This window comes from Vibrio japonicus (assembly GCF_024582835.1).
Lineage (GTDB): Bacteria > Pseudomonadota > Gammaproteobacteria > Enterobacterales > Vibrionaceae > Vibrio > Vibrio japonicus.
Map to the genome: position 1 here is coordinate 277,081 of NZ_CP102096.1, position 21,218 is coordinate 298,298.

Here is a 21,218-nt window from a genome sequence, read left to right on the forward strand (position 1 = left end):
TCGCTATCTAGTGGATTGGAATTTGGGTATAGTACCCTTTTTATCATAAAACCAATAGGCAACGATTTATGTCCTTTAGCGATCAAAATTTAATTTGGATTGATTTGGAGATGACAGGATTAGATCCGGAAACTCACAAAATTATCGAAATCGCGACTATCGTTACCGATAGTGAATTGAATATTTTAGCTGAAGGTCCGGTACTTGCGATACACCAACCTGAAGCTGAATTAGAGAAAATGGATGAGTGGTGCACCACCACGCACACAGGTAGTGGATTGGTCGAGCGTATTCGCTCAAGTAACATTAATGAGCAAGAAGCGATTCGTCAGACCATTGAGTTTTTAGAAAAGTGGGTCCCTAAAGGCAAATCACCAATCTGTGGCAACAGTATCGGCCAAGATCGACGCTTTTTGTACAAACACATGCCAGAACTGGAAGAGTACTTCCACTATCGTTACGTTGATGTAAGTACGCTTAAAGAGTTAACTCGTCGTTGGAAGCCAGAAGTGCTGGATGGCTTTACGAAAACGGGCAGTCACTTAGCACTGGATGATATTCGAGAGTCTATCGCTGAGTTGAAATACTACCGCCAAACTATTTTCAGTATCTAATTTCTTAGGTATTTTCCATTTGGGGGCGGATAAAGTGCAGATTTAGAATAATAAATCGCCTAATTTGTGTGCTTTTTCATCAAACAGAAAAAAAACGACTTTTTTTTGCATGAAGGACTTGCATCACAAAATAAAGCTCTTATAATTCGCAGCCCTGAACGACGGAAACGTTGTTAAAGCGACACTAGCTCAGTTGGTAGAGCGCAACCTTGCCAAGGTTGAGGTCACGAGTTCGAACCTCGTGTGTCGCTCCAATTTGATAGCCTTCATCGTGCTTAACGGTGAAATACGGACGCGGGATGGAGCAGCTTGGTAGCTCGTCGGGCTCATAACCCGAAGGTCGTCGGTTCAAATCCGGCTCCCGCAACCAATTCTCTTACGAGAATATGCGACACTAGCTCAGTTGGTAGAGCGCAACCTTGCCAAGGTTGAGGTCACGAGTTCGAACCTCGTGTGTCGCTCCAATTTGATAGCTCTCATCGTGCTTAACGGTGAAACACGGACGCGGGGTGGAGCAGCTTGGTAGCTCGTCGGGCTCATAACCCGAAGGTCGTCGGTTCAAATCCGGCTCCCGCAACCAATTCTCTTATGAGAATATGCGACACTAGCTCAGTTGGTAGAGCGCAACCTTGCCAAGGTTGAGGTCACGAGTTCGAACCTCGTGTGTCGCTCCAATTTGATAGCCTTCATCGTGCTTAACGGTGAATACGGACGCGGGATGGAGCAGCCTGGTAGCTCGTCGGGCTCATAACCCGAAGGTCGTCGGTTCAAATCCGGCTCCCGCAACCAATTCTCTTACGAGAATATGCGACACTAGCTCAGTTGGTAGAGCGCAACCTTGCTAAGGTTGAGGTCACGCCTGTTTTTTATAAATAGGGAACCTCGTGTGTCGCTCCAATTTGATAGCTCTCATCGTGCTTAACGATGAAACACGGACGCGGGGTGGAGCAGCTTGGTAGCTCGTCGGGCTCATAACCCGAAGGTCGTCGGTTCAAATCCGGCCCCCGCAACCAATTCTCTTATGAGAGTATGCGACACTAGCTCAGTTGGTAGAGCACAACCTTACCAAGGTTGAGGTCACGCCTTTTTTTTATGAATAGGGAACCTCATGTGTCGCTCCAATTTGATAGCCTTCATCGTGCTTAACGGTGAATACGGACGCGGGATGGAGCAGCTTGGTAGCTCGTCGGGCTCATAACCCGAAGGTCGTCGGTTCAAATCCGGCTCCCGCAACCAATTCTCTTATGAGAATATGCGACACTAGCTCAGTTGGTAGAGCGCAACCTTACCAAGGTTGAGGTCACACCTTTTTGTTATGAATAGGGAACCTCGTGTGTCGTTCCAATTTGATAGCCTTCATCGTGCTTAACGGTGAAATACGGACGCGGGATGGAGCAGCTTGGTAGCTCGTCGGGCTCATAACCCGAAGGTCGTCGGTTCAAATCCGGCTCCCGCAACCAATTCTCTTATGAGAATATGCGACACTAGCTCAGTTGGTAGAGCGCAACCTTGCCAAGGTTGAGGTCACGAGTTCGAACCTCGTGTGTCGCTCCAATTTGATAGCTCTCATTGTGCTTAACGATGAAAAAATGCGACACTAGCTCAGTTGGTAGAGCGCAACCTTGCCAAGGTTGAGGTCACGAGTTCGAACCTCGTGTGTCGCTCCAATTTGATAGCTCTCATCGTGCTTAACGATGAAAAATGCGACACTAGCTCAGTTGGTAGAGCGCAACCTTGCCAAGGTTGAGGTCACGAGTTCGAACCTCGTGTGTCGCTCCAATTTGATAGCCTTCATCGTGCTTAACGTTGAAAAATCGACACTAGCTCCGTTTATAGAGCGCAATCTTACCAAGGTTGAGGTCACGCCTTTTTGTTATAAATAGGGAACCTCGTGTGTCGCTATAAACTCTTCTTCAAATGATAAACACATTTGAAATTGGTCACCATGATATGACCGCCGCTCTTTACTCTAATGCTGAGAAGCATCAACCCAAAATTAAAATAAGTCCTCCTGTTTTCAGGTGGGCGTTTTTATGTCTCTAGTATCTGACCTGAACGGGATGTGATCACGTGTGAATAGGTGATGGCGAACTAATGTGAGCTAGGTATTCATATGACAATCAACAGACTTATCCACAAAATTATGTTTGTGGATAACTTGGTGGGTAACCTGATTTTACCCACTGTATAAAGTCATAATAAAAAGATCTTTTGGTAATTTACCGCTTTGTTTTTGGTAGAGAGTTGATTTTAAGTTGTTGTTTTTATTGTGGTTCCATCTTTTATTGTAAGTGTAAAATGGCGTCTTTAACGATCGTTAAGTGATTGTTTATTGATCCTAGTCATTTGTTATCGATGTGATTAACTTCTTTATCTACACCAAAACAAGCCACCTTGCCGATTTTTTTCCACATTTTCATTTTTAGAGCTGAATCATGCTTTGTAACGCTATTTCAGGCAGGGTTTATGCATCTCTAGGTAATCCCTTTTGGACAATCCTAATTAGCCGTTGATGGCTGTTTGAAAGAGCCTGCTGTGGAAGCTGAGAGTGTTGCTGATCAATTGCCCATTGAATATGCGCGTCCAATACGTCACTTAGCCCTTTCCTTGATTCTAAAGCGTCAATAATCGCTTGCGAGTAGGGGGCATTGCCCATAGCAACTGATAGGTTTCTCATCCATTGGATATGACCGATGCGCCTGATTGCGGAACCTTCCATATTTTTTAAAAATGTGTCTTCTTCCCAAAGAAATAATTCTACTAAATCTGGATGTTTAAGAGCATTTCTACGATGGAAGTCATCCTGCTCTGTCAGCTCTGAAAAACGATTCCATGGGCAAACCAATTGGCAGTCGTCGCATCCGTATATCCGGTTCCCCAGCGCTTTACGAAACTCTTCTGGGATAACACCATCATATTCAATGGTGAGATATGAAATACAGCGTCTTGCGTCTACAACACCATCTTCTACAATGGCTTGAGTTGGGCAAGATGTGATGCAAGCTTTGCATTTACCACAGTCGCCTTGGTGAGCGTCGTCGACAGGTAGAGGCAGATCAATCAGTAACTCACCTAAGAAAAACCAAGAACCGCACTCTTTATCTAAAATAAGTGAGTGTTTCCCTGTCCAGCCTAATCCTGCTTTTTGCGCTAATGGACGCTCTAAAATGGGAGCGGAATCCACAAATGGTCGGTAACCAAATTTTCCGACCTCTTGTTCAATTTTTTGACCGAGTTTCTTTAATTGGTTTCTTACTAGCTTGTGGTAATCCCTACCCAACGCGTAGCGGCTAATATACGCTTGAGTCGCATTCGACAGATTAGAGGCAAATTGTGCTTCAGGAGGTAAATAGTCCATCCGAGCACTAATGACACGCACGGTGCCGGGTAAGAGTTCGTTGGGGCGAGCACGCATCATTCCATGACGTGCCATCCAGTCCATTTCTCCATGGTAGCCTGCGTCTAGCCATTTTTGTAAAGCACCTTCATGCTCGCTTAGGTCTACATCGCAGATCCCAACTTTTTGGAATCCAAGCTCTTGGGCCCAAACTTTGATCTTGTTTGCAAGCTCTTGGTAGTTCATGCTGGCTGCTCTGGTGAAATGGGTGGCGGATCTTAACGGATCTTTTGGCAGGGATCTAGCCAATAAAATCGACAATATCGTAAAGAAATTGCTGTTTTTGGCTTTTACTTACACAACAGATCTTGTCTCTCAATTCCAACCCAGTTTACTATTCCTGTTCTTTTGAGTTTTATATAGTCACAGATTAGAGATTGATCTTCATGAGCACGAAACAATTTGCCCTTAAAGATGAGCAAGCAACGATTCAGTTAGGCAAGGCGCTAGCGCATCTATGCTCGCAGCAGACCACAATTTATCTACATGGAGATCTAGGTGCAGGGAAAACGACATTCAGCCGAGGCTTTGTACGCGCCCTTGGGCATCAAGGCAATGTCAAAAGCCCAACTTATACGTTAGTTGAACCTTATCAATTATCGCAGTGGCAGGTTTATCACTTTGACTTGTACCGCTTGGCTGATCCAGAAGAGCTAGAGTTCATGGGAATTCGTGATTACTTTACTCCTGATGCTATTTGTTTGGTTGAGTGGCCAGAAAAAGGCGAGGGGTTGCTACCGTCTGCGGATTTGGATATTGAATTACGTTATAACGGTGAGGAGCGAACTGCTCAACTTACCGCAAACAATGAGTATGGTTCTCAATTACTTGAACAGTTGGAGTTATGGTAATCAGTAAACTGTCGCGAGCTGCTTTTGTTACTTTTCTTTTAGCTCTCTCATTTATGCCGACATTGGTTTCTGCGAATGCGTTGGAAGGCATTCGCGTTTGGCCTTCGCCTGATGAAACGCGAGTGGTTATAGATTTAGAGTCCGAAGCTGACTACAGCTATTTTACGCTGAGTAGCCCAGAGCGTTTGGTCGTGGATCTAAAAAAGACCACATTGAACACTAAGCTGCCACTTAATGTTGGAGAAAGTCCAATATTAAAGAAGATTCGAAAAAGCTCTCCGCCTGAGAAGACAACTTATCGACTTGTTTTCGAAATTAAGAAGCCAGTGACTTCTCAGATCTTTAAGTTAGCACCGACACCAGGTGGGCAGTACGGCCATCGTTTAGTCATTGATTTACCACATGGATCAAGTCAATCGGATGCAACGGTGCCAGAAGTATCATTTTCAAAAACTTCGGTAAGCCGTGATATCTCACAGTTTTTGGGAAGCGCTGAGATTGTTGTTGCGATTGATGCTGGCCATGGTGGTGAAGACCCGGGTTCTATTGGGCCTACGCGCAAGTACGAAAAGCATGCGACTTTGGCAATCTCTAAGAAAATAGCAGACCAGATTAATGCTGTTCCTGGAATGAAAGCGGTACTGACGCGCCGAAGCGACTATTTTGTTAATTTGAATAAGCGCTCAGAAATCGCGCGCAAGAACAAAGCGCATTTATTGGTTTCTATTCACGCAGACGCTTTTCATTCGCCGAAACCAAAAGGTGGCTCGGTGTTTGTCTTAAATACGCGACGTGCCAATACCGAAATTGGTCGCTGGGTGGAAAACCACGAAGCTCAATCTCAATTGCTGGGTGGTGCTGGTGAAGTGTTGGCAAAGAACAACAACGATAAAAACATCAGTCAAACGCTCTTAGATCTTCAATTTAGCCACTCACAAAAAGAGGGCTATAAAGTTGCGAGTAAGATCCTAAGAGAAATGAGCCGCGCTGGTGTCCATCTGCATAAAGCGGAGCCAGTCAATGCAAGTTTAGCTGTGCTTAAGTCTCCTGATATTCCATCCGTATTAGTGGAAACGGGTTTTATATCAAACCCAACAGAAGAAAAATTGCTTTTCCAACGTGGACACCAAGACAAGTTGGCGCGCGCACTTTCAAAAGCGATTGTCCAATATTTTGAGGCAAACCCACCTGAAGGGACGTTGTTTGCTAATCGAGGGAAAGCGATTAAGCACAAAGTTTCAAGAGGTGAATCCTTATCGGTGCTGGCTAATCAATACGGAACAACAACAAAAGCGATCATTCAAGCAAACGGTCTGAAGAATAGCAGTATTGCTGTCGGCCAAGTGCTGACAATTCCTGGTGCGAATGCTCATGTGGCTGTCTCTAAACCCGTAAACATGGTTGAGACTAAAACCGTGGTGCATAAAGTTCAGCAAGGTGACTATCTAGGAAAGATCGCCGCAAATTACAAAGTGTCCGTTGCTGATATTAAGCGAGAAAATAAACTTGAATCAGACACGTTGAAACTTGGTCAGAAACTCAATATCACTGTCCGTCAACAAAAGGAACAGCCATCGCGTAAGCACAAAGTCGCGCAAGGTGAATTCCTAGGTAAGATAGCCAGCAAGTATGACATTAGTGTAAGTAGTCTTCGGAAGGCTAATAACCTTCATTCCGATACTTTATCGGTTGGACAAGTTTTGATTATCCCAACCCAGTAAAGTGAATGGCAGCATGACAATTAAGATTTTGCCAGCGCGACTGGCTAACCAAATTGCAGCCGGAGAGGTTGTTGAAAGACCTGCTTCAGTTGTCAAAGAATTGGTTGAGAATAGCCTAGACTCAGGTGCCACCCGTATCGATATCGATATAGAAAAAGGGGGCGCTAAGCTCATTCGCGTTAGAGATAACGGCAAAGGTATTGTTAAAGATGAACTTGGTTTAGCGTTAAGTCGTCATGCAACGTCGAAAATTCATACTTTAGATGATCTCGAAGCGATTATTAGCCTTGGCTTTCGTGGCGAAGCGCTCGCAAGTATCAGCTCTGTTTCTCGTTTGACCATAACCTCTCGTCCGGCGACCCAAGATCAAGCGTGGTCGGCGTATAGTGAAGGTAGGGATATGGCGGTTAAGCTACAGCCTACAGCACACCCTATCGGCACGTCGGTTGAAGTATTAGATCTGTTCTTTAATACCCCAGCGAGGCGTAAGTTCTTAAGGACGGAAAAGACAGAGTTTACCCATATAGACGAACTGCTAAAGCGCATTGCGTTAAGCCGCTTCGATGTCACGATTAACCTTCGACACAATGGTAAATTGGTGAAGCAGTATCGAGCCGCGAAAACCGAGGCTCAATGCGAGAAACGAATCGCATCCGTTTGTGGTAATAATTTTGTCAGGAATATGCTTAAGATCGAACTTGAGCATCAAGGCTTAAAGTTACATGGTTGGATAACGACACCTGAAGGCGCGAGGCAGCAGAGCGATTTACAGTATTGCTATGTCAACGGCCGAATGATGAGAGACAAATTGATCAACCATGCGATTCGTCAAAGTTACGAATCGAGTTTAAGGCCAGATCAATTTGCTACTTATGTACTTTTTATAGAGCTTGATCCCCATCAGGTTGACGTCAATGTCCATCCTGCTAAGCACGAAGTTCGATTCCATCAAGCCCGCCTTGTTCATGACTTTATCTATCAGGCACTGAGTGACGGTTTAGCGCAAAGTGCTCACATCGATAAGCCCAGTGTCAACCAGTCCGCCTTTTACACTGAACCTGGCGAGCAGAAGCCAGCAGAGGAAGAAAGGTCTGAAGCGGAAGCCAAAGAGTCCGTTGTTCCACAGCGAGTGTATGAAGCGATCGAGCAAACCCCAAGTTATCCAGGAAAGCTGGAGCAAGAGGATAGGCTGACTTCGTACTCAGGAGCGGAGCTTAGAGAAACGCCTCGCAGGAGTGATTGGACCGAGTCACGCTCTACTGCCCAGTCAAAGAATAAAGAACGGTATAGCGAGCCAGCACCCAGCCAGCAAGAAGTGAATGCGTACAAAAAGTTACTGCAAACCCCAAGTTTTGAGTCGAGAGACGACTCAGACCCTGTTTCTACGGTTAATGATTCCGAACAAGTCGTAGAAACATTAGGCAAAGCGATTTGTGTGGTTCAGGGGCAATACTTAATGATGGCGGATAAAAATGGTGCCCGACTTGTTTCGTTATTGAAAGCGGAGTGGCTGAGAACGCTAGCTCAGTTGTCCCCACAAGAAGGCAGCCTGAAATCACAACCTTTGCTGGTTCCGCTGTCACTGAAATTGGACGACAAGCAGCTATCAGTGGTGCAGGCGCAACAATCATCGCTAATGGCTTTAGGTATAGAGCTTAAACCGCGCTCAAATAACGCTATTATGGTGATGGGTGTTCCTCAGCCTCTTAGGCAGCAAAATCTGCAGCAAATAATCCCAGATCTGTTATCTTACGCCGCTTCAAACTTATCGGACGAAGTGAACTTTTCACGTCAACAGCTATCACATTGGTTAGCCGAGCATGTGGCACAGGTGAAAAGTGACTACACTTTGTCGGAAGCTATTCAAATCATCGCAGAAGTTGAGCTGTTATGGCAGGGACGATTGCCTCTACAAGATAAGACCTTTGTAAGAGCCGTCGACTTCACGGCAACAATCGCAGCACTGAAACAAATATGAAAAAAGAATTACCTTTGGCTCTATTTCTCATGGGGCCTACAGCATCAGGAAAAACAGAACTCGCTATTCGATTGCGTCAGAAATATCCGGTAGAAATTATTTCTGTAGACTCTGCATTGATCTACAAAGGGATGGATATCGGCACCGCGAAGCCCGATGCCCAGGAACAAGCGTTAGCGCCTCATCGACTGATCGACATTCTCGATCCTAGTGAAGCCTATTCAGCCGCTGACTTTCGTCGTGATGCGCTGGCTGAAATGAACAGGATCGCTGAAGAGGGTAAAATCCCGTTATTAGTTGGCGGTACGATGCTGTATTACAAGGCGTTACTGGAAGGCTTGTCACCACTACCTGCTGCAAACCCTGAAGTGCGTCAGCAAATTGAGCAAGAAGCATTGACTCAAGGCTGGGACGTGCTGCACGATCAGTTAAAAGTGATTGATCCAGTGTCAGCTGAAAGAATTCACCCGAATGATCCACAAAGATTGTCTAGGGCATTGGAAGTTTATCGAATTTCGGGTAAAACATTGACTGAGTTGACTCAAACGAAAGGCGAATCTTTACCCTTTAGAGTCAAGCAGTTTGCTATAGCTCCCAAGGAAAGGGCTGAACTCCACCGTCGTATAGAACTTCGTTTCGAAAAAATGATGGAAGCAGGATTTGAAGAAGAGATGAAGACGCTATACGCGCGAACTGATCTTCATCCAGACTTACCCTCGATTCGTTGTGTTGGTTATCGACAGATGTGGGACTATTTGGATGGTAATTGCACAATAGAAGACGCTATTTTCAAAGGTGTTTGTGCAACCCGCCAATTGGCCAAGCGACAAATTACCTGGTTACGCAGCTGGGATAATTTAACTTGGTTAGATAGTGAAAACATTGACGAGGCGTTAGAAACTGTTTCGAATGCGATAGCATCGGAAGGTTTTAGCCGTGTATAATGTGATCGCTTTTGCGTGAATGTGCCCTGTAAAGGATCTGTTACTTGAAATTTCGATATAAAGTCGTCATAACAGGTAATGACAGGGTGTTTTTTATTCGTTTAGCTCAGATGCAAAAGCCGCACCTTGATGCAGCACCACTAGCTAAATAACTAAAACAAAATTACAAAATAAGGAAAATAAAAATGGCTAAGGGGCAATCTCTACAAGACCCATTCTTAAATGCATTACGTCGTGAACGTATTCCAGTATCTATCTACCTTGTAAACGGAATTAAACTACAAGGCCAGATCGAATCATTTGACCAATTTGTTATTCTGCTGAAAAACACAGTAAACCAGATGGTGTACAAGCACGCGATTTCTACAGTTGTACCTGCTCGTCCTGTTAGCCATCATAGTGGTGACCGCCCTCAAGGTGGTGAGCGTCAGCAGGAAAAATCAGAAGATTAATTTTCTGAGACAAAACATCATTATATATTTAAGGAGTTGATTGCTTGTTTGACCGTTATGAAGCCGGTGAGCGAGCCGTACTTGTTCATATCAACTTCACGCAAGAAGGGGAGTGGGAAGATCTCAGCGAGTTCGAAATGCTGGTATCTTCAGCTGGCGTATCAACGTTACAAGTTGTAACCGGAAGCCGTCAGTCACCACACCCCAAATACTATGTCGGAGAGGGTAAAGCTCAAGAAATTGCGCAAGCTGTGCAATTAACTGATGCCGATATCGTGATTTTTAATCACTCCCTCTCTCCTGCCCAAGAACGTAACCTTGAAATGCTTTGTAAGTGTCGTGTGGTAGATCGTACAGGTCTGATTCTCGATATCTTTGCTCAGCGCGCCCGTACTCACGAAGGTAAACTACAAGTTGAGTTAGCTCAGCTTCGTCATATATCTACCCGACTGATCCGAGGCTGGACGCACCTTGAAAGACAAAAAGGTGGTATTGGTTTACGTGGTCCAGGTGAAACTCAGTTAGAAACTGACCGACGCTTATTGCGTGACCGTATTAAAGCTATTTTGCGCCGTTTAGAAAAAGTCGCAAAACAGCGGGAACAAGGTCGCCGTGCTAGAAGTCGAGCGGAAATCCCGACGCTTTCCTTAGTTGGCTATACCAACGCGGGGAAATCTACATTGTTCAACCGAATCACTGAAGCGGGGGTATACGCCGCTGACCAGTTGTTTGCAACATTGGATCCTACTTTGCGTAAGATCGAGTTGGTCGATGTTGGTCCAGCAATCTTGGCTGATACCGTAGGATTTATTCGCCACTTACCGCATGATTTGGTTGCTGCATTTAAAGCAACTCTGAAAGAAACGCAAGAAGCTGACATTTTGTTACATGTTGTTGATGCCAGTGATGAGCGTTTTCGTGAGAACATTCAAGCCGTTCATGATGTCTTAGCAGAGATTGACGCAGACGAAGTTCCTGCTTTGGTCGTTATGAATAAGATCGATAATCTCGATGGCCAGAACCCTCGTATTGAAAGAGATGACGAGGGAGTACCTCAGGCTGTTTGGATTTCAGCGATGGAAGGCGATGGTATTGAACTCTTGTTTGAAGCGCTCACTGAGCGTCTTGCAAGTCAAATGGTTCAGTATCAATTGCGAATTCCCCCACAACATCAGGGACGACTTCGCAGTATATTCTTCCAAATGAAATCTATTCAACAGGAAGAGTACGACCAGGAAGGTAACTTGTTGATAAATATTCGAATGCAACAAGTAGATTGGTCTAGACTTGAAAAAAGAGAAGAGGCAGATTTACGTGGCTTTATAGTTACTTAAATGACTGCTAAAGTATAACGTCATATCAAATGATGGAGCTTTCTAATGGCGTGGAATGAGCCTGGTAATAACAACGGCAACAATGGCCGCGATAATGACCCATGGGGCAACAATAATCGCGGTAACAAAGGTGGCCGTGATCAAGGACCGCCAGACTTAGACGAAGTCTTTAATAAACTGAGTCAGAAACTGGGTGGAAAGTTTGGTGGAAAAGGTGGTAAAGGTCCATCGATAGGCGGGGGCAGTGCGCTAGGTATTGGTGTCATTGCAGCTATCGCCGTAGCGATTTGGTTCTTTGCAGGCTTTTACACCATCGGTGAAGCAGAACGTGGTGTAGTATTGCGATTAGGTAAATACGACAGAGTTGTCGATCCTGGTCTGAACTGGCGTCCTCGTTTTATTGATGAAGTGACACCTGTTAACGTGCAAGCAATTCGCTCTCTACGTTCTTCAGGTCTCATGCTGACAAAAGACGAAAACGTAGTAACAGTTGCTATGGATGTTCAGTACCGTGTTGCTGATCCATATAAATACTTATTCCGCGTCACAAATGCTGATGACAGTTTGCGTCAAGCGACTGACTCAGCACTACGTGCCGTAATCGGTGACTCTTTAATGGATAGCATCCTGACAAGTGGTCGTCAGCAGATTCGTCAAAGCACGCAAGAAACGTTAAATGAAATCATTGATGCGTACGATTTAGGTCTGGTCATTGTCGATGTGAACTTCCAGTCTGCACGTCCGCCAGAGCAAGTGAAAGATGCATTCGATGACGCAATTGCGGCTCGAGAAGATGAAGAGCGTTTCATCCGTGAAGCTGAAGCTTACAAGAACGAAATTCTTCCTAAAGCGACAGGTCGTGCGGAACGTTTGAAGAAAGAAGCGCAAGGTTATAACGAACGTGTTACTAACGAAGCGTTAGGTCAGGTAGCGCAGTTTGAGAAACTCCTGCCAGAGTATTTAGCAGCACCAGAGGTTACACGTAACCGTCTGTACCTAGATACAATGGAAGAGGTTTACACAAGTACTTCTAAAGTTCTTGTTGACTCTGACTCTAGCGGTAACCTGTTGTACTTGCCTATTGATAAATTGGCGGGTGCAGAAGGCCAGACACCAACTAAGCGTAAGACACAGTCTTCGGCTGCTTACGATCAAATTGAGCTTGAATCGCAACGTACTGATACCAATACAGACGCTGACTCTCGTTCAACTGGTACACGTCAAGGGAGATACTAAGAATGCGTAAGTTAATGATCCCTGTGTTAGTTGTTGCACTTGCACTAATGCTAATGTCGCTATTTGTGATCCCTGAAGGTGAGCGCGGCATCGTAATTCGATTCGGTCGAGTACTGAAAGATAACAATGATATCTCTCGTATTTACGAACCTGGTCTTCACTTCAAGATGCCTTTGTTCGACCGAGTGAAAACGTTAGATGCACGTATTCAGACTATGGACGGCCGTTCTGACCGTTTCGTAACGTCTGAGAAAAAAGACGTGATCATCGATTCATACGTTAAATGGCGTATCGAAGACTTTGGCCAGTACTACCTTGCTACAGGCGGTGGTAATACGCTAACGGCAGAAGCACTACTTGAGCGTAAAGTAACAGACGTCCTACGTTCTGAAATTGGTTCGCGTGAAATCAAGCAAATCGTTTCAGGCCCACGTAATGATGATGTATTACCTGATAGTTCAGATGCAGAAGTAGTAACGACTGAAGCAGCGAAACAGGCGCTTGAAATTGATGGTCAGCGTGATGAAGTCATGCAAGAAGTTCTGAACGATACACGTGAAAGCGCAATGAAAGACTTAGGTGTCCGCATTGTTGACTTCCGTATGAAGAAGATCAACCTGCCGGATGAAATCAGTGAGTCTATCTACCGTCGTATGCGTGCTGAGCGTGAATCGGTAGCGCGTAAGCACCGTTCTCAAGGTCGTGAGAAAGCGGAAGTTATTCGTGCTCAAGCTGAACTGGAAGTCGCGACTATCCTAGCTGAAGCGGATAAAACAGCTCGTGTAACACGAGGTGAAGCAGATGCTCAAGCCGCTAAGATTTACTCTGAAGCGTATAATAAAGAGCCTGAGTTCTATAGCTTCTTACGTTCGTTAAAAGCGTACGAAAAATCATTCAGCCAGAAAAGTGATATTTTGGTATTGGATCCTAAGAGTGAGTTCTTTAAGTACATGAACAACTCAGCAGGCACCGAAACGAAATAATTGCTCTTGTATTATATAAAGGCTCCATTGTGGAGCCTTTATTTTTTGGGACGAGAATATGTCTAATTCACTATGGTTGGCGCTTGGTCTATTACTCATCGCCGAAGGGCTTGGTCCGCTAATCGCACCTAACGGGTGGCGTAATATGGTGGCAGAGTTAAGTCGACAACCGGATAATCAGTTAAGAAGAATCGGCGGTTGTCTAGTTGTGACAGGTGCGGTAATAGCTTACGTATTTATTTAAACCCGTTCACCGCACTCTGCTTAGTAGTGGGGCGGGGGTGTTTCTTCTGAAGGGTCAGCCAAATTGGACGAATCCATGTTTTTTACCTTGCCCACCACATATTTCATCTGATCTTGCATCTTAGTAATCAATAACTGCTGCTGACTTAATGCGTCGTTGAGAGAATCAATGGTTTGCTCTTGAAACGCGAGCTGACACTCTAAGTCGTTGATGCGGTTTTCCAGTTGTTCAATGTGTTTTTCGGTCATATCAGGTCAACAGCCTCTAATAATCTACTTGCCAAGCCTGAGCGATTCCAGCTGATGTCGCAGAGATCACACGGTTTTGGCTGTCAAAAGCAGCATCATACACGACCGCACGTGGAGGGCGAGTATCTTTTAATGGTTCAGCCTCGAACCCATCAACCCGTTTACCGCTTTTTATCTCCCATACCATGATGCGGCTAGAAGGCGTGCCAGTGACCAAATACTGCCCATCATCAGAAAATCGTGCGGTAGAAAAAATCAGTTGGCGAGAAAAACTTTTCAGCTCTGAAATCAATTCACCACTTTGTAAATCCCAAACCCTCGCTTGATTGCCACCATCAGAGGTGAAGGCATACCTACCATCCCGATGAAGGGCGACGCGATTGATGCGTTGCTCGTGCTCAAACTTCTTAAGGATTTGTCCGGTGTCGGTATCCCATAGATACGCAATGTAATCATTGCCACCAGAAAGTGCATAGCGCCCATTAGGGGAAATGGCCACTGAATTGACTTTTTCGTTGTGGGCGAGGAACTCTAAACGTCGCCCGGTGACTAAATGGACGTAAATCGTTTTACCATTAGATAACCCAAGCAATACTTGCTCACCATTGCTGGTGATATCGACATCGCGTATCAGGCCGTCAGATATAGACCATAATCCTTTGGCTTGAGTCCATGCTAAATCCCACACAGCAAAGTTCAGTTGTGTTGCGGTGATAGCAAAGCGTCCATTGTCTGAGATACGAATGTGCGAAACGGTGTTAGCTTGTGGATCTTGTGCGCCAAGAGAGGCCAGTTTTTGGTTCGCGTAGAGATCCCATAACACAAGTTGGTGTTCTTTGGAGTAAAGCAGTGCGAAGCGTGCATCTCGACTTAACGCGAAACTGGTGGAGCCTCCAGGCTCTAAGTTCCAGCGCTGCTCATCACTTGATGAGAAAAAGCAGCCATTTAACGCGGTGATGACAATCACAATGAGTAGAGAGTTATAAATTATTCGCATTAAGTCCAATTATCCACTTGGTTTACGTTTCATTCGCACGCATATTGGTTATATTGGTACAACATGCAAATGCACACCAGTCTTTCTTAAAGATTTGTGCACAAAGACAAAATGTCCAAATTGGAGAGTTCAATGAAATCATTTTTTAAAGTGTCACTGCTTGCTGCAACTGTTGCGCTAGCTGCAGGTTGCCAGAAAGAAGAAGAGCCTAAAACAGAAGCTGCTCCAGCTGCCGAAGTAGCGCAAGCTGAGACAGGTAAAGCGGTTCACTTTAAAACCGAAGATGACAAAGCTGCTTATGCAATCGGTGTATCTTTTGCCAACTACCTAAATACTAGCCTTGATAAGCCAAACGAAATTGGCATTACGCTGAATAAAGACCTTGTTCTTAAAGGTATTGAGCACGTATTTGCTGGTAACCCTGAACTAAATGAAGAAGAAACTCGTGCAGCTTTAGAAGCGCTAGATAAGCGTGTTGCGGAAACCATGCAAAAACAAGCAGCTGAAAAAGCAGAAGCGGCTAAGAAAGCTGGTGAAGAGTTCCGTGCTGAGTTTGAAAAGCAAGAAGGCGTGACGAAGACTGAGTCAGGCCTGCTTTACCAAGTGTTGACGCCTGCTGAAGGTGAGATGCCAAAAGAGACAGATACTGTACAGGTTCACTATAAAGGCACTCTGACAGATGGTACTCAGTTCGACAGTTCATATGACCGTGGTGAACCAGCGACATTCCCGTTAAACCGCGTGATCCCTGGTTGGACAGAAGGTGTTCAGCTAATGCCTGTAGGTTCTAAGTTTAAGTTTGTTATCCCGTCAGAACTTGCGTACGGTGAACAAGATACTCCAACAATTCCTGCAAACTCAACGTTGATCTTTGAAGTTGAACTACTGAAAATCGAAAGTGCAGAAGAGACTAAACAGTAATTAGTGAAGTCATTTAAATCTATTAAGGCCTGGCTTATGTCAGGCCTTTTATTTATCTGGAGCACAATAAGGTGTGAATTATTTGTCCTAAGTCACTAGATGATGGCGTTAGCTAGATGTTCTCATCAAAATTTCTGATAAACTTACACCAATTTGTTGATTTTTCGCTCGAAGGCTTAAACGTGACGACTACAGACACAGTAAACACGGATATGTTGCTCGAAATGGAATCTGTTAATGTGATGCCATTTAGTGAGCACGATAAAATAATTCTTAGGTCCTATGAAGCAGTAGTGGATGGTATCGCTAGCTTGATTGGCCCTTTTTGTGAAATTGTTCTTCACTCGTTAGAAGACCTTAACACCTCTGCGATCAAAATCGCCAATGGTGAAAACACAGGTCGTCAGGTCGGTTCTCCAATCACTGACATAGCGCTAAGAATGTTGAAAGACATCGAAGGCTCTGAGCGCAACTTTTCTCGTTCTTACTTTACTCGTGCAAAGGGTGGAGTACTGATGAAGTCGATTACCGTTGCGATTCGTAATGGGGAAAACCGCGTCATTGGTCTGCTGTGCGTTAACGTTAATTTAGATGCACCATTCTCTCAGGTCCTGCAATCTTTTATGCCGACGGAAGAAGCGAAGCAAGCGGCGTCGTCAGTCAACTTTGCCAGTGACGTAGAAGAGCTGGTGGATCAAACCGTTGAACGCACTATCGAAGAGATCAACGCGGACAAATCCGTATCTAACAATACGAAAAATCGCCAGATAGTGATGGAGCTGTATGACAAAGGTATCTTCGACATCAAGGACGCGATTAACCGAGTTGCCGATCGTTTAAATATTTCCAAACACACAGTCTATTTATATATTCGTCAACGCAAAACCGAGGATGAGGAAAGTTGAGTCAGCTTACTTACACTCTAGTCGTCAACGGCTCAATATATGGCAGCCAGTCAGCGCGCAGTGCCTACCAGTTTGCTAAGGCCGTTATTGAAGAAGGTCACAAACTTGTGAGTGTCTTTTTTTATCAAGATGGCGTAACCAACGGGAGCGCGTTAAGCGTCCCTGCTAATGATGAGTTTGATCTTGGTAAAGCGTGGCAAGTGTTAGCACAAGAGCATCATGTACGGTTAGAGACGTGTGTTGCTGCCGCACTACGACGCGGTATCCTTAGTGAAGAGGAAGCGAATCAACATGGCTTAAGTCAGAGCAATCTAGCGAGTGAATTCGTTCAGGCTGGGCTCGGTAGTTTGGCAGAAGCGATGTTAACGCAAGACAGAGTGGTACAGTTTTGAGTCAGCTAACCTATCTTTTTCGAAGTGCACCTCACAGTACATCTTCCGGTCGTGAAGGCATAGATGCGCTGTTAGCCGCGTCTGCGTATTGTGAGAATATTACTGTGATTTTTATCGGTGATGGGGTTTATCAGCTACTGCATGGTCAGCAGCCCGAGTCCATTTTAAGTAAAGATTACGCACCTATGCTTAAGTTGTTCGACTTGTACGATATTGAGCAGGTTTATGTATGCAAAGAATCTTTAGCATCAAGAGGACTGGCTCAAGCCGATTTAATTATCGAAGTAGAGTCTCTCGATATGGCTGGTGTGAAGAGTAAACTTCAGCACTCAGGTAAACTACTATCATTTTAAGGAACGCGGTACATGTTACATATCGTCAAATCCCCTCAAGCATTGTTGGAGCTAGGCGCAGTTGTTGATGAGCATGATGACGTTCTTTTGATTGAAGATGCTGTTTACGTTGCTAATCCGCAACATAAAGACTTTTTAAAAGTGAAAGGGATGCGAGTATCAGTGCTCATAGCTGATTTAGAAGCTCGTGGAGTCATAAATCGAACCAGCCCTTCTGTCGCATTGGTCGATTATAATGGCTTTGTATCATTAACTGCAAAGCATGAAACGTCACTCACTTGGAACTAGTTTCTCTAAGCGTTATTTCTTCTTTACGGATGAATTGCTCTATTGAACAAAAAAGATCCGTATAATTCTTGACACACCTCTCACTGCTGCATAGAATTTTGCGTCCCTAACTGCAATGGCGGTTAGGGCTAGATTTTTCACAAAGCTTACTTTCAAGTAAATCAGGAGCTAGTTAATGGCAACTATTAACCAGTTGGTACGTAAGCCACGTGCAAAGCAAGTTGTTAAAAGCAACGTGCCTGCACTAGAAGCGTGCCCACAAAAACGTGGTGTGTGTACTCGTGTTTACACTACTACACCTAAAAAACCTAACTCAGCACTTCGTAAAGTTTGTCGTGTTCGTCTGACAAACGGTTTCGAAGTAACTTCGTACATCGGCGGTGAAGGTCACAACCTTCAAGAGCACTCAGTTGTTCTAATCCGTGGTGGTCGTGTTAAAGACCTTCCGGGTGTTCGTTACCACACTGTTCGCGGCGCACTAGACTGTGCTGGCGTAAATGACCGTAAACAAGGTCGTTCTAAGTACGGTGTGAAGCGTCCTAAGTCTTAATGGATTCCGTTAAGTAAGGCCAAACACTAAATAATTTGTAATTTTGAAGAAACTGAAAAGTTTTGGATAACCTGAAGAAGACAACGGAGAATATTCCATGCCACGTCGTCGCGTTATTGGTCAGCGTAAGATCCTTCCAGATCCAAAGTTCAAATCTGAACTGCTGGCAAAATTCGTTAACATCCTAATGGTTGACGGTAAAAAATCTACTGCAGAGAAAATCGTTTACACTGCACTAGACACAATGGCTGAGAAATCTGGTAAAGATCACTTAGCTGTATTTGAAGAAGCTCTTGAAAATGTTCGCCCAGCGGTAGAAGTTAAATCTCGCCGTGTAGGTGGTTCAACTTACCAAGTACCTGTAGAAGTACGTCCGGTTCGCCGTAACGCACTTGCTATGCGTTGGGTAGTTGAAGCTGCGCGTAAGCGTGGTGAAAAATCTATGGCTGCTCGCCTAGCTGCTGAAATGCTAGACGCGTCAGAAAACAAAGGTACAGCTGTTAAGAAACGTGAAGACGTTCACCGCATGGCTGAAGCGAACAAAGCGTTTGCTCATTACCGTTGGTAATACCTTTTCAGTGCTGCGAGGTTCCTCGCAGCACTTCTTTAGTTCCTATGCCTATGCTAGGAACTATTGCTATATCTAGGGGATAGCATTTTTAGCTATAGCAATAGTCCCTATCTCTAAGTTAAGAGGATTCAATCGTGGCTCGCAAAACTCCTATTGAGCGCTACCGTAACATCGGTATCTGTGCTCACGTAGATGCAGGTAAAACAACCACTACTGAACGTATTCTGTTCTACACTGGTCTATCTCATAAAATCGGTGAAGTTCACGATGGCGCAGCAACCATGGACTGGATGGAGCAGGAGCAAGAGCGTGGTATCACTATCACATCCGCTGCGACTACAACCTTCTGGCGTGGTATGGAAGCACAGTTCCAAGAGCACCGAGTAAACATCATTGATACCCCTGGACACGTTGACTTTACTATCGAAGTAGAGCGTTCTTTACGTGTACTTGATGGTGCTGTTGTTGTGTTCTGTGGCTCATCTGGTGTTGAACCTCAGTCTGAAACCGTTTGGCGTCAAGCCGACAAATACCACGTTCCACGCATGGTGTTTGTCAATAAGATGGACCGTACTGGTGCTGATTTCCTACGCGTTGTAGAGCAAATTAAAAATCGTCTTGGTGCGAACCCTGTTCCAATCCAACTAAACGTTGGTGCTGAAGAGGACTTCCGTGGTGTTATTGACCTGATCAAGATGAAGATGATCAACTGGAATGATGCCGACCAAGGCATGTCGTTCACATACGAAGACATTCCAGCTGACATGGTTGAACTTGCTGAAGAATGGCGCAACAACCTGATTGAGGCAGCGGCTGAAGCTAACGAAGAGCTGATGGATAAGTACCTTGAAGAAGGTGAACTATCAGAAACCGAGATCAAACAAGGCCTTCGTACTCGTACACTAAATAATGAAATCGTACTCGCAACGTGTGGTAGTGCGTTTAAGAACAAAGGTGTGCAAGCGGTACTGGACGCAGTAATTGAATTCTTGCCTTCGCCAGTCGATGTTCCTGCGATTAAAGGTGTGGATGACAGAGACAATGAAGTTGAGCGTCATGCAGACGACAACGAACCGTTCTCTGCACTTGCATTTAAAATTGCGACGGACCCATTCGTGGGTACGCTGACTTTCATGCGCGTATACTCGGGTGTAGTTAATACTGGTGATGCAGTTTACAACTCAGTAAAAGAGAAGAAAGAGCGTTTTGGCCGTATCGTACAGATGCACGCGAACAAGCGTGAAGAAGTCAAAGAAGTACGAGCGGGCGATATCGCAGCAGCAATTGGCCTGAAAGACGTAACGACAGGTGACACTCTATGTGATCAGAACCATAAAGTGATTCTGGAGCGTATGGAATTCCCTGAACCAGTTATTCAGATTGCTGTAGAACCTCGTTCTAAGGCAGACCAAGAGAAAATGGGTATCGCGCTAGGTAAACTGGCGGCAGAAGATCCATCTTTCCGCGTAGAAACGGACGACGAGACAGGTCAAACTCTGATCTCTGGTATGGGTGAGCTTCACCTGGATATCATCGTTGACCGTATGAAACGTGAATTCAGCGTTGATTGTAACGTTGGTAAACCTCAGGTTGCTTACCGTGAAACTATTCGCGGCAAAGCAGAAGTGGAAGGTAAATTTGTTCGTCAATCTGGTGGTCGTGGTCAATACGGTCATGTTTGGATCAAACTTGAGCCTTCTGAACCTGGTGCAGGTTTTGTCTTCGTTGATGAAATCGTTGGCGGTGCTGTTCCTAAGGAATACATCAGCTCGGTAGCGAAAGGTATCGAAGAACAAATGAATAGCGGTGTTCTGGCTGGTTACCCAGTATTAGACATCAAAGCGACATTGTTCGACGGTTCATACCACGATGTTGACTCTAGCGAAATGGCGTTTAAGATCGCCGGTTCGATGGCATTCAAGAAAGGTGCACTTGAAGCGCAGCCTGTTATTCTTGAGCCAATGATGAATGTTGAAGTAACGACACCTGAAGATTGGATGGGTGATGTCGTTGGTGACTTAAACCGTCGCCGTGGCATTATCGAAGGTATGGATGAAGGTGTGGCTGGTATTAAGATCGTCCGCGCTCAAGTACCACTTTCTCAAATGTTTGGTTATGCAACAGACCTACGTTCTGCAACTCAAGGCCGTGCGTCGTACTCAATGGAATTCAACGAGTACGCAGAAGTGCCTAAGAACTTTGCAGATGCAATCATTGCAGAGCGTGGTTACTAATAAAA

The 21,218-nt window shown here is 45.0% G+C and carries 21 protein-coding genes and 15 tRNA genes; 33 read left to right on the forward strand and 3 right to left on the reverse strand.

Annotated elements, in window-relative coordinates; all coding sequences use genetic code 11:
* The first annotated feature begins 68 nt into the window (after nt 1-68).
* From orn to NP165_RS01410, 16 genes are all read left to right on the forward strand, one after another.
* Nucleotides 69-614: an oligoribonuclease gene (gene orn, locus NP165_RS01335; protein ID WP_257084575.1), complete on the forward strand. Its 546-nt coding sequence runs from the start codon at nt 69-71 to the stop codon at nt 612-614.
* A 178-nt stretch (nt 615-792) separates the two neighbouring features.
* A tRNA-Gly gene (locus NP165_RS01340) sits at nt 793-868 on the forward strand.
* Nucleotides 869-907: 39 nt separating this feature from the next.
* Nucleotides 908-984 (forward strand) — tRNA-Met (locus NP165_RS01345).
* An 18-nt stretch (nt 985-1,002) separates the two neighbouring features.
* Nucleotides 1,003-1,078 (forward strand) — tRNA-Gly (locus NP165_RS01350).
* Nucleotides 1,079-1,117: 39 nt separating this feature from the next.
* Nucleotides 1,118-1,194, forward strand: a tRNA-Met gene (locus NP165_RS01355).
* Nucleotides 1,195-1,212: 18 nt separating this feature from the next.
* Nucleotides 1,213-1,288 (forward strand) — tRNA-Gly (locus NP165_RS01360).
* 38 nt (nt 1,289-1,326) lie between these two features.
* Nucleotides 1,327-1,403: transfer RNA gene (locus tag NP165_RS01365), tRNA-Met, on the forward strand.
* An 18-nt stretch (nt 1,404-1,421) separates the two neighbouring features.
* A tRNA-Ser gene (locus NP165_RS01370) sits at nt 1,422-1,511 on the forward strand.
* A 39-nt stretch (nt 1,512-1,550) separates the two neighbouring features.
* A tRNA-Met gene (locus NP165_RS01375) sits at nt 1,551-1,627 on the forward strand.
* Nucleotides 1,628-1,645: 18 nt separating this feature from the next.
* A tRNA-Gly gene (locus NP165_RS01380) sits at nt 1,646-1,735 on the forward strand.
* A 38-nt stretch (nt 1,736-1,773) separates the two neighbouring features.
* Nucleotides 1,774-1,850, forward strand: a tRNA-Met gene (locus NP165_RS01385).
* Nucleotides 1,851-1,868: 18 nt separating this feature from the next.
* Nucleotides 1,869-1,958 (forward strand) — tRNA-Gly (locus NP165_RS01390).
* A gap of 39 nt (nt 1,959-1,997) precedes the next feature.
* A tRNA-Met gene (locus NP165_RS01395) sits at nt 1,998-2,074 on the forward strand.
* Between the two features lie 18 nt (nt 2,075-2,092).
* Nucleotides 2,093-2,168, forward strand: a tRNA-Gly gene (locus NP165_RS01400).
* A 37-nt stretch (nt 2,169-2,205) separates the two neighbouring features.
* Nucleotides 2,206-2,281, forward strand: a tRNA-Gly gene (locus NP165_RS01405).
* 36 nt (nt 2,282-2,317) lie between these two features.
* A tRNA-Gly gene (locus NP165_RS01410) sits at nt 2,318-2,393 on the forward strand.
* 685 nt (nt 2,394-3,078) lie between these two features.
* Here the strand turns inward: NP165_RS01410 and queG are convergent.
* Nucleotides 3,079-4,197, reverse strand: a complete 1,119-nt coding sequence (queG, locus tag NP165_RS01415) for a tRNA epoxyqueuosine(34) reductase QueG (protein WP_257084576.1) — start codon at nt 4,195-4,197, stop codon at nt 3,079-3,081.
* Between the two features lie 200 nt (nt 4,198-4,397).
* Here queG and tsaE point away from each other — a divergent pair, with 200 nt between their 5' ends.
* From tsaE to NP165_RS01460, 9 genes are all read left to right on the forward strand, one after another.
* A complete protein-coding gene (tsaE, locus tag NP165_RS01420; RefSeq protein WP_257084577.1) occupies nt 4,398-4,862 on the forward strand; it encodes a tRNA (adenosine(37)-N6)-threonylcarbamoyltransferase complex ATPase subunit type 1 TsaE in 465 nt (154 codons plus the stop codon).
* A complete protein-coding gene (locus tag NP165_RS01425; RefSeq protein ID WP_257084578.1) occupies nt 4,856-6,583 on the forward strand; it encodes a LysM peptidoglycan-binding domain-containing protein in 1,728 nt (575 codons plus the stop codon). Before tsaE ends, NP165_RS01425 begins: the two co-directional genes overlap by 7 nt.
* Before the next feature lie 13 nt (nt 6,584-6,596).
* Complete coding sequence (gene mutL / locus NP165_RS01430; protein ID WP_257084579.1) at nt 6,597-8,561, forward strand: DNA mismatch repair endonuclease MutL; 1,965 nt, start codon at nt 6,597-6,599, stop codon at nt 8,559-8,561.
* Nucleotides 8,558-9,505 carry a tRNA (adenosine(37)-N6)-dimethylallyltransferase MiaA gene (miaA, locus tag NP165_RS01435; protein ID WP_257084580.1) on the forward strand — a complete coding sequence of 316 codons (948 nt, stop codon included), beginning with the start codon at nt 8,558-8,560 and terminating at the stop codon, nt 9,503-9,505. The genes mutL and miaA overlap by 4 nt, the downstream gene beginning before the upstream one ends.
* A 185-nt stretch (nt 9,506-9,690) precedes the next feature.
* Entirely contained in the window at nt 9,691-9,957 is a 267-nt protein-coding gene (hfq, locus tag NP165_RS01440; RefSeq protein WP_005476744.1) for an RNA chaperone Hfq, read from the forward strand.
* Nucleotides 9,958-10,001: 44 nt separating this feature from the next.
* Nucleotides 10,002-11,291, forward strand: a complete 1,290-nt coding sequence (gene hflX, locus NP165_RS01445) for a ribosome rescue GTPase HflX (protein ID WP_257084581.1) — start codon at nt 10,002-10,004, stop codon at nt 11,289-11,291.
* Nucleotides 11,292-11,336: 45 nt separating this feature from the next.
* Nucleotides 11,337-12,527 carry an FtsH protease activity modulator HflK gene (gene hflK, locus NP165_RS01450; RefSeq protein WP_257084582.1) on the forward strand — a complete coding sequence of 397 codons (1,191 nt, stop codon included), beginning with the start codon at nt 11,337-11,339 and terminating at the stop codon, nt 12,525-12,527.
* Between the two features lie 2 nt (nt 12,528-12,529).
* Nucleotides 12,530-13,510 (forward strand): protease modulator HflC, encoded by a 981-nt coding sequence (hflC, locus tag NP165_RS01455; RefSeq protein WP_257084583.1) that lies wholly within the window; start codon nt 12,530-12,532, stop codon nt 13,508-13,510.
* A 58-nt stretch (nt 13,511-13,568) separates the two neighbouring features.
* A complete protein-coding gene (locus tag NP165_RS01460; RefSeq protein WP_257084584.1) occupies nt 13,569-13,754 on the forward strand; it encodes a DUF2065 domain-containing protein in 186 nt (61 codons plus the stop codon).
* A 20-nt stretch (nt 13,755-13,774) separates the two neighbouring features.
* Here NP165_RS01460 and NP165_RS01465 read toward each other — a convergent pair whose 3' ends face one another.
* Together NP165_RS01465 and NP165_RS01470 are read right to left on the reverse strand one after the other, a co-directional pair.
* Nucleotides 13,775-14,002 carry a SlyX family protein gene (locus tag NP165_RS01465; protein WP_257084585.1) on the reverse strand — a complete coding sequence of 76 codons (228 nt, stop codon included), beginning with the start codon at nt 14,000-14,002 and terminating at the stop codon, nt 13,775-13,777.
* 16 nt (nt 14,003-14,018) lie between these two features.
* The gene (locus NP165_RS01470; protein ID WP_257084586.1) at nt 14,019-14,999 is read right to left on the reverse strand and encodes a WD40 repeat domain-containing protein; all 981 of its coding nucleotides are present in this window, start codon (nt 14,997-14,999) and stop codon (nt 14,019-14,021) included.
* Nucleotides 15,000-15,131: 132 nt separating this feature from the next.
* On the opposite strand from NP165_RS01470, the gene fkpA reads away from it, so the two are divergent.
* From fkpA to fusA, 8 genes are all read left to right on the forward strand, one after another.
* Nucleotides 15,132-15,920, forward strand: a complete 789-nt coding sequence (gene fkpA / locus NP165_RS01475; RefSeq protein WP_257084587.1) for an FKBP-type peptidyl-prolyl cis-trans isomerase — start codon at nt 15,132-15,134, stop codon at nt 15,918-15,920.
* Nucleotides 15,921-16,102: 182 nt separating this feature from the next.
* Nucleotides 16,103-16,825, forward strand: a complete 723-nt coding sequence (locus NP165_RS01480; protein WP_257084588.1) for a helix-turn-helix transcriptional regulator — start codon at nt 16,103-16,105, stop codon at nt 16,823-16,825.
* Nucleotides 16,822-17,217, forward strand: coding sequence for a sulfurtransferase complex subunit TusD (gene tusD, locus NP165_RS01485; RefSeq protein ID WP_257084589.1), 396 nt, complete (start codon nt 16,822-16,824; stop codon nt 17,215-17,217). The genes NP165_RS01480 and tusD overlap by 4 nt, the downstream gene beginning before the upstream one ends.
* Nucleotides 17,214-17,570, forward strand: coding sequence for a sulfurtransferase complex subunit TusC (gene tusC / locus NP165_RS01490; RefSeq protein ID WP_257084590.1), 357 nt, complete (start codon nt 17,214-17,216; stop codon nt 17,568-17,570). The genes tusD and tusC overlap by 4 nt, the downstream gene beginning before the upstream one ends.
* 12 nt (nt 17,571-17,582) lie before the next feature.
* A complete protein-coding gene (tusB, locus tag NP165_RS01495) occupies nt 17,583-17,858 on the forward strand; it encodes a sulfurtransferase complex subunit TusB (protein ID WP_257084591.1) in 276 nt (91 codons plus the stop codon).
* A gap of 175 nt (nt 17,859-18,033) precedes the next feature.
* Nucleotides 18,034-18,408, forward strand: coding sequence for a 30S ribosomal protein S12 (rpsL, locus tag NP165_RS01500; RefSeq protein ID WP_004399892.1), 375 nt, complete (start codon nt 18,034-18,036; stop codon nt 18,406-18,408).
* A gap of 97 nt (nt 18,409-18,505) precedes the next feature.
* Complete coding sequence (rpsG, locus tag NP165_RS01505; protein ID WP_053397177.1) at nt 18,506-18,976, forward strand: 30S ribosomal protein S7; 471 nt, start codon at nt 18,506-18,508, stop codon at nt 18,974-18,976.
* Nucleotides 18,977-19,113: 137 nt separating this feature from the next.
* On the forward strand, nt 19,114-21,213 hold the full coding sequence (gene fusA, locus NP165_RS01510) for an elongation factor G (protein WP_257084592.1): 2,100 nt from the start codon (nt 19,114-19,116) through the stop codon (nt 21,211-21,213).
* The last annotated feature ends 5 nt before the right edge of the window (nt 21,214-21,218 follow it).

Bases quoted from the DNA above. Each gene is read 5' to 3' on its own strand.
- orn (WP_257084575.1), top strand. From the start codon at position 69: ATGTCCTTTAGCGATCAAAATTTAATTTGGATTGATTTGGAGATGACA.
- queG (WP_257084576.1), bottom strand. From the start codon at position 4,197: ATGAACTACCAAGAGCTTGCAAACAAGATCAAAGTTTGGGCCCAAGAG.
- tsaE (WP_257084577.1), top strand. From the start codon at position 4,398: ATGAGCACGAAACAATTTGCCCTTAAAGATGAGCAAGCAACGATTCAG.
- NP165_RS01425 (WP_257084578.1), top strand. From the start codon at position 4,856: ATGGTAATCAGTAAACTGTCGCGAGCTGCTTTTGTTACTTTTCTTTTA.
- mutL (WP_257084579.1), top strand. From the start codon at position 6,597: ATGACAATTAAGATTTTGCCAGCGCGACTGGCTAACCAAATTGCAGCC.
- miaA (WP_257084580.1), top strand. From the start codon at position 8,558: ATGAAAAAAGAATTACCTTTGGCTCTATTTCTCATGGGGCCTACAGCA.
- hfq (WP_005476744.1), top strand. From the start codon at position 9,691: ATGGCTAAGGGGCAATCTCTACAAGACCCATTCTTAAATGCATTACGT.
- hflK (WP_257084582.1), top strand. From the start codon at position 11,337: ATGGCGTGGAATGAGCCTGGTAATAACAACGGCAACAATGGCCGCGAT.
- hflC (WP_257084583.1), top strand. From the start codon at position 12,530: ATGCGTAAGTTAATGATCCCTGTGTTAGTTGTTGCACTTGCACTAATG.
- NP165_RS01460 (WP_257084584.1), top strand. From the start codon at position 13,569: ATGTCTAATTCACTATGGTTGGCGCTTGGTCTATTACTCATCGCCGAA.
- NP165_RS01465 (WP_257084585.1), bottom strand. From the start codon at position 14,002: ATGACCGAAAAACACATTGAACAACTGGAAAACCGCATCAACGACTTA.
- NP165_RS01470 (WP_257084586.1), bottom strand. From the start codon at position 14,999: ATGCGAATAATTTATAACTCTCTACTCATTGTGATTGTCATCACCGCG.
- fkpA (WP_257084587.1), top strand. From the start codon at position 15,132: ATGAAATCATTTTTTAAAGTGTCACTGCTTGCTGCAACTGTTGCGCTA.
- tusB (WP_257084591.1), top strand. From the start codon at position 17,583: ATGTTACATATCGTCAAATCCCCTCAAGCATTGTTGGAGCTAGGCGCA.
- rpsL (WP_004399892.1), top strand. From the start codon at position 18,034: ATGGCAACTATTAACCAGTTGGTACGTAAGCCACGTGCAAAGCAAGTT.
- rpsG (WP_053397177.1), top strand. From the start codon at position 18,506: ATGCCACGTCGTCGCGTTATTGGTCAGCGTAAGATCCTTCCAGATCCA.